General features: G+C 66.6%; 8 protein-coding genes and 1 tRNA gene. 3 read left to right on the top strand and 6 right to left on the bottom strand.

Features of this window, described 5'->3' with window-relative positions; genetic code table 11:
* Positions 1-156: 156 nt before the first annotated feature.
* From AB0P29_RS07755 to AB0P29_RS07740, 4 genes are all read right to left on the bottom strand, one after another.
* Entirely contained in the window at positions 157-1026 is an 870-nt protein-coding gene (locus AB0P29_RS07755; protein WP_363379288.1) for a hypothetical protein, read from the bottom strand.
* Positions 1027-1071: 45 nt separating this feature from the next.
* Positions 1072-1449 carry a hypothetical protein gene (locus AB0P29_RS07750; protein WP_363379287.1) on the bottom strand — a complete coding sequence of 126 codons (378 nt, stop codon included), beginning with the start codon at positions 1447-1449 and terminating at the stop codon, positions 1072-1074.
* Between the two features lie 187 nt (positions 1450-1636).
* Positions 1637-2377 (bottom strand): hypothetical protein, encoded by a 741-nt coding sequence (locus tag AB0P29_RS07745; protein WP_363379286.1) that lies wholly within the window; start codon positions 2375-2377, stop codon positions 1637-1639.
* 266 nt (positions 2378-2643) lie between these two features.
* Positions 2644-2715, bottom strand: a tRNA-Arg gene (locus AB0P29_RS07740).
* A 47-nt stretch (positions 2716-2762) separates the two neighbouring features.
* On the opposite strand from AB0P29_RS07740, the gene AB0P29_RS07735 reads away from it, so the two are divergent.
* From AB0P29_RS07735 to AB0P29_RS07725, 3 genes are all read left to right on the top strand, one after another.
* Positions 2763-3578, top strand: coding sequence for an endo alpha-1,4 polygalactosaminidase (locus tag AB0P29_RS07735; protein WP_363379285.1), 816 nt, complete (start codon positions 2763-2765; stop codon positions 3576-3578).
* 209 nt (positions 3579-3787) lie between these two features.
* Positions 3788-4393: a hypothetical protein gene (locus tag AB0P29_RS07730; RefSeq protein WP_363379284.1), complete on the top strand. Its 606-nt coding sequence runs from the start codon at positions 3788-3790 to the stop codon at positions 4391-4393.
* 117 nt (positions 4394-4510) lie between these two features.
* Positions 4511-5482: a CPBP family intramembrane glutamic endopeptidase gene (locus AB0P29_RS07725; protein WP_363379283.1), complete on the top strand. Its 972-nt coding sequence runs from the start codon at positions 4511-4513 to the stop codon at positions 5480-5482.
* Positions 5483-5487: 5 nt separating this feature from the next.
* Here AB0P29_RS07725 and AB0P29_RS07720 read toward each other — a convergent pair whose 3' ends face one another.
* Positions 5488-5724, bottom strand: a complete 237-nt coding sequence (locus AB0P29_RS07720; RefSeq protein WP_363379282.1) for a hypothetical protein — start codon at positions 5722-5724, stop codon at positions 5488-5490.
* A gap of 74 nt (positions 5725-5798) precedes the next feature.
* Complete coding sequence (locus AB0P29_RS07715) at positions 5799-6746, bottom strand: hypothetical protein (protein WP_363379281.1); 948 nt, start codon at positions 6744-6746, stop codon at positions 5799-5801.
* Positions 6747-6789 lie beyond the last annotated feature (43 nt).

The raw sequence follows: 6789 nt of genomic DNA, 5'->3' as shown, positions 1-6789 counted from the left end.
ATCAACGACCACTGCGCATCCGAAAGCATCTGAAACCGCGACATGAGCCCAGGCTCTCAGCGAACCACCGAACTATTTGTCAGACACGCCCTAGGTCGATAGCGATCTGCCGGTAGTTCTTCGCCTGGATGAGGGCGCGGAACTCGTCTTCCGACGTCACGGCTCCATCCCACCCAGGACGCGTTGGATCGCGGCGTCGAGCCGCGAGCGCGCGTCGCCATCCGAACGAGCGGCGAGCGCGAACTGGCTGCGGACGAGGTCTCGAGCGGCTTCCTCCCCGATTGCCCGACGTCGACTGATCTCCACAAGGTCGTCCTTAATGTCGGGTGCGAGCATGGCGACCGTCTCGGCGTCGGGCTGCGAGCGAAGAAGCTGCTCGGTCGGCACGCCGAGCGCTGCGACGAGCACCTCGAGCTCGGACGGCGTCGGGACCGACTCGCCGTTGTAGAGACTGACCGCGGCCGGCACGGAGGTGGAGAGGATTTCGGCGAGGTCGCCGACCAGGGTTCCGGTGGCGCGGAGGACGTCGGCGTCGAGGGGAGTGATGCCGGGTCGGGGCACTGGCCAGACGTTGAGGTTTATCGCCTCCCACGAGTCGACCATCTGGTCGCTAGCGGCCTCGCGCTCCTCCAGGCCCATGTCTGACGTCGCGAAGGGGAGCACCGGTTCCGTACCATCCTCAAACGCATCGGCGAGCAGGTGCATCGTCCGCGCCGACAGCGCGGTGCCGAACCGTCGATGAAGCAGGTGGTTACCGACTCCGGTCTCGCGCGAGGGCCACACCGCAATCTCCCCGAGCGGTGACCCCTCCACGCGGATCGCGGGCGGGAATGTCCGATCGCCGGGCAACGTCACCGGCCAGCCGAGGATGAAGGTCGGCGCAACTCCGGACACGACCACGAGACCGAGCGCTCGCGTGTCCCAAGACAGCAGCCAAAGGTCGCCGATCTGCGGGTCGCCCGAAGCGGAACGCAACCACGCGTCCGGCGCGACACCATGCGGCGCGTCGTCAAGGCTGAGCGACATGGCAACTCCTCGGGGGCGTTCGAACGGGCAAAGTCTGCCAACTTATCACGCGCCGTTCTCCCGCTTCGCCTTGGGGCGGCTCATGTAGTGCCGGAGAACCTCTGACTTCACCGGGTCCTGAAGCGTTCCCATGTAGCGGCAGATATCGGCGTGGCCTGTCCATCGCTTCTTGACGGAGCGGAGGAATCGATACGACCACCACCCCTCAGCGGTGAGCCCGGTGGCGGGGTCTGCAGGACTGTGCAGGTCGAGTTCGCGATGGAACGCACTCGTGGTCCGCGCCATCGCCTTCCACGCGAGGTCATCGTGTGGCTGTTCCGCCACGCACACCATCGGCCGTGGCCCTTGCTTCGGGTCGCGATCGAGCGTCGCGTCGCGATCGACTCGGTAAACATCGCCACGCTCCGCATCAGTCCCCGGCATGGTCGCCATCCTACTGACGAACCCGTACACGCCTCGGCCCGGACAGTGCGCGTTGGTTGCGTCGTCCTCTGGGGGCGCCGACGCCCTTGTCAAGCGCGCGGAAGGCGGTCGGTACTCGGGCGCATTTGGATGGGCGTGTTAGCTACTCGCCGACTAGAGGCACACTGTCGATTCGCATGCTCGTCGACTAGATCGACCCTGGTGGTTCCGCAGCGACATGGTCGGACTCGTTGATGAACTCGAGGAATCGCTCGCCTTTTGGCGACGTACGGGGCTGGAAGATCCCGTTCCGGCTCATCATGGTGGTCAGAGGGATTGAGGCAAGACCGGCACGGTCGAGGTCCGCGACAGCTTGTGCGACGGATTCTCGCCATACGCTCTGACGCATGCCGAGTGCCGCGCCGAGAGGGCCATCGATGCCTCCGGAGGAGATTCGGGAATGCTGCTCATACAACCCCCGAGCCTGGAGCCATTCCATGGGGTTCTGGAAGTAGTGCAGCAGCCAAACATGCAACTCGTCGAAATCTTCAACAAGGCGGACGAATTGCGCCCGCTCGCTTGCTGAGAACGGAGCCCACCCGCCGCCATTTGCGACGGCAGCCGCTAGACGTTGCCGCTTCGATGCGCTTGCGGTCTCGGCTGCAGCTCGCTGAGCCCGCGTGACACCAGCGATGAAGTCGTCCGAACTGACGACATCCTCGAGCGTGGCAGCGGAGCCGATGCGGTCCATCGTCTCGGTGAGCGCGCGGGCGATCTGCAGGTTGAACTGGTGCTGACGCTGAGCCTGGCGAGCCTCGAGAGCGTAGGCAAGTGTTTCCGAGGCGAGCGGCCCGACCGCGGGAATTAGCGACAGCGCCGCGCGCCCTGCGAATGCGATTGCGTCCTCCGCGGGCTCATGCGGGGGGACAAGATCCTCGAGGTCGCTCACACGCCCATAATGCCTGACACCTGCGTACGCGTGAAGCTGCACGCACGGTCGCCGGTCGTTCAACGACTCAGAACACGAACCGGGTGAAGCGCGATCCGACGTGGTCGATACAAGACGGCTCGGACGCAGAAGACCCGCTCCGTCTGTTGCTCGCAGCAGGAACCCCTTACGCGCTCGCAATCCGACGAGACTCAGTCCTCCCTGTCTCAGCACAGCGCGATGACGTGCCTCATTCCATGTATGAGGCACGTGGAGCGAAGATGTAGTGCCCCTGGAGGGACTCGAACCCCCAACCGTTTCCTTAGGACGGAACTGCTCTTCCATTGAGCTACAGAGGCTGGCCCGTCGAGTCTACCGATCCCCCGGCGTCCGGTAGGTTCGCGACATGACCGTCCGGCGCGCACTCCCCCTGCTCGCCGCGACCGCGCTGCTACTCAGCGGATGCGCCGGCCAGTCGCCGCCGCCCCACGACCCACCCGCCGGGCCGCAGCTCCCACCCGTCGGAGGTCAGCTCGACTACCAGCTCGGCGGCGCCTACGAGCCAGCTGACGGCGTCGAGATCGTCGTACGCGACCGGGCCGCGGCATCCGTCGACGACCTCTACTCCGTCTGTTACGTCAACGGCTTCCAGACGCAGCCGGGTGAGCTTGACGCCTGGCCCGACGACCTCCAACTCCGCGATGACGAGGGCGAGCCGGTCATCGACCCGGACTGGCCGGACGAGGTCATCCTCGACACCCGCAAGGCGGACGAGATCGCGAAGATCGTCGGGCCGTGGATCCGCGACTGCGCGTCCGACGGGTTCGACGCCGTCGAGTTCGACAACCTCGACACCTACACCCGCACCGACGGCGCCCTCACCCGCGACGACGCGCTCGACCTCGCGACCCTGCTCGTCGACACTGCCCACGACGTCGGTCTCGCGGCCGGGCAGAAGAACGCCGCCGAGGATGCCTCGCTCCTCCGCTCGCGCGCCGGGTTCGACTTCGCCGTCGTCGAGGAGTGCGCGGCCTACGAGGAATGCTCCGCCTACACCGAGGTCTACGGCGACCACGTCCTCGCGATCGAGTACACCGACAACCTCCCCCGCACGTGGGACGAGGTCTGCGCCGACCCGGAGACACCGGCATCCGTCGTTCTGCGGGACCGGGACCTCGTCACGCCGGATGACCCGGCGTATGTCTTAGGGACCTGCGGCTGATTCGCCCCGAGCCGCTAAACATGATCGAACGAAAAGGCGGTAGCGCGACCGACGTGCCAGCATGTCCAGATTCAGAACGACCTCATTTAGACGCCACACCCAGGCTGTTACCCACCCGTATACCTGGAGTAGGCGATCGCGGAGCGCACCTGGCAGGATGCGCGCAAGCGTCCAATCAGCAGAGCGCATACGACCGAAGGATTTCACCGTTGATTGATCGGGATACTTTCAACTCCCTGCTCGAGACCTACAGCATGTTTTCCTCGTGGGCCGTGTGGGCTCGTCCAGAGGCGGGAGAACCGGCGAAAGCGCGAGTGGGTGATTTGAGTGTGCTGGATCCTGACCAGAACGCGGAGCTTCTCGGTGACCTCAACCCCAGCGTGGTTCTTCTTGGGCTGAACGCGTCGAGCCGAGGCGTCGAGATGAAGCCGGAACCATGGCGGAACTTCCACGACCCGTCTGGCCGCGCGCAGGACTACAAGATTCGTTTCGCCTTTCGCGATACGCCCTACTGGGGCGCTTATATGACGGATGTGTTCACAGACCTGCCTGAGACTGACTCCAAAATCGTGCGGAAGTGGCGAGCAGAACACCCGGAGGCTGTGGCCGCTCACCTCACCCGACTCAATCAGGAGCTCGAAGCACTCGACTCCAACCCTTTGATTCTGGTCTTCGGCCATCTCGCCTACTCATCACTCACGCCCGACTTCCATCGCAGTCATCGGGTCGTGCAAATTGATCACTACTCGCGTTACATGAACCAGGAGCGCTACCGCGAAAAAGTCCTTGGGCAAATAGCCGCGGCCACCGTCTGACCTTCACAACCTGACAGCACACTCCCGGTCCCTGGGCCAGAACCCGGGGCTCGGTTGATGTGACTGCCGACTGACCACACCGGCGGAAGCACCTCGCCACCAGGAGGCCACCCCACCATGAGCACGGACCCCGCACCCCCGGCATCCGCCCCCACCACTCCAGACACGCGCGGAACGACCACCGTCCCGTGGATCGCAGTCATCGCGTTCACCATCCTCGCGTGCGGGCTCGCGTGGCTCGTCACGCTCCCCCTCTGGCTGGGCAACGGGCTCGCCACCCCCATCGCGCCGCTGCTCCTGCCGGTGATGATGTTCACGCCGGCGGTCGCCGCGCTCATCGTCACCCTGTTCCTGAGGCGCACCGCCGGGCGGCGCGCCTGGCGCATGCTCGCCCTCGTCCCGATCAAGCCGCTGGGCCGGTTCTTCGGCCTGCTCGGCATCGGCCTGGGCATCGCCATCCTGGTGCCGGTGCTCGCCACGTTCATCGCCGCCGCGACAGGAGCGCTGCAGCTCGACCTCGTGAACTTCTCGGGCTTCGCCGCGGCCCTCCAGGCGCAGCTCGACGCCGCCGGAACGCCGAACGTCGCAGTCCCCGTCGGCGTGCTCGTCATCACGCAGATCGCTTTCATCCCCGTCGGCGCGGTGATCAACTCGTTCCTCGCGTTCGGCGAAGAGCTCGGGTGGCGCGGCTGGCTGCTCTCCGCGCTCCGTCCCCTCGGCACCTGGCCGGCGCTGCTCATCAGCGGCGCAATCTGGGGCCTCTGGCACGCGCCGATCATCCTGCTCGGCTACAACTTCGCCGAACCCAACCTGTTCGGGCTCGCCCTCATGGTGATGGGATGCCTCAGCCTCGGCATCCTGCTCGGCTGGCTGCGCCTGCGCTCCGGCAACGTGTGGCCCGCCGTCCTCGGCCACGGCGCGTTCAACGCCGCCGCCGGCTTCGCGTTCCTCGTGTCGACGCCCGACCTGCAGCCCCTCGCCGCGTCGCCGCTCAGTTGGCCGGGGTGGCTCGCCTGCGCCGCCGTCATCCTCCTGCTGCTGGCGCTCGGCCAGTTCAGGACGTCGCGACTGCCGCAGACCGGCGCCTGACGCGCTCAGACGTCAGGGGACGTGCCCGACGGTGGCTCATCACCCTTGGGCTTGGCACCCCAACCCATCTCGGCCTTCAACCGCACGATGCCGGCGGCGATCAGCACGACACCGATCAGGGCGAAGACGATGCGCACCCAGGCATCCACTCCCGGGAACAGCAGGTTCGGCAAAGTTCCCGCGAAGGTCGCCGCGATGAAGTACCAGACCGCGACCGGAGTCTCATTCCTCTGTCGTGGCATGCCGTGCTCCTTCTCTCGTCACCGACGGTAAGCCGCGCGTGCCGCCGCACGCCTCCCCCGCGCGGCGGAGTTCGCTAGTCGGCGAGCTTCTGCTCGGTCTCGGCGACGCGCTCCCGACGCCATACCGCTGACGACTCGTGAAGATCGCTGACGGATGCCCGGAACACCTCACGTGCAGCGGCCGGGCCCACTCCCAGCAGAGCCTCGATCGCGGCGAGCGCCTCCTCTTCGGTCGAGGTGTTGTCGATGGCCGCGCCGATGTCGGCGAGGCGGGACGTGGCATCCAGCAGCACCCGCTGTCGGCGAAGATCGTCTTCCATGGCTCGCCGATGGCGGTCACCGTCCCGCGAGCGACCCGCCATCTGCACACGCTCGATCGCCTGTGCCGAGACCTGGATGCGCAACGGCTCGCTCCGCACCATCAGCGGCACCAGAAGAGCGTGCAGATCGTACTCGCCGGGTGCGAGCGTTGCCCACGACGACCGGTCGATCTGCACCGGCACACGCGCGTACTCACCCGAATCGAGCGGCACGGCCCGCGGCCCGCCCATCGTCGCCCAGCCGACGTAGAACGACTCATCCCCCACCAGAGCGACCGTGCCGACCACGTGGAAGCCGTCACCGTCGGGCACCCACCGCGTATCGCCGGTGTTCACGATGTCGACCGCGAAACCGTCCGGCGCTGCGTCCCGCCGGACCGCATCCGGCCACCGCAGCTCGAGCCCACGTCGCCGATCCGCCAGGCTCGCGCGCAGCGGTTCCGGCTCGTCGATGAACCACACCTCCTCGCCCGGACGCACCGATGCGAGATGCCAGAGCGTCCGTTCGGCGTCGAACGGGGCGCCGATTCCGACACTCTCACCGCGCCTTCGGAGCACACGCCAGCCGTTCGGCTGCGGCACCTCGAACGACTCGCCCCTGTGACGGCTCACCAGATCGGCGAACGGCTCACCCTCCTCGGCGAGCACCGCGGGATCGATCGCCTGACCGTGCAGGCGCGGGAACTCGTCGTCCGGGTTCATGCCGCCATGCTCGCACGACCGCATCGAAACCTAAAGGGTGTAG

The sequence above is a fragment of the Microbacterium sp. NPDC080220 genome, assembly GCF_040686395.1.
In the GTDB taxonomy this organism is placed as follows: domain Bacteria; phylum Actinomycetota; class Actinomycetes; order Actinomycetales; family Microbacteriaceae; genus Microbacterium; species Microbacterium gawkjiense.
This window is presented reverse-complemented; position numbering and strand designations above follow the sequence as displayed.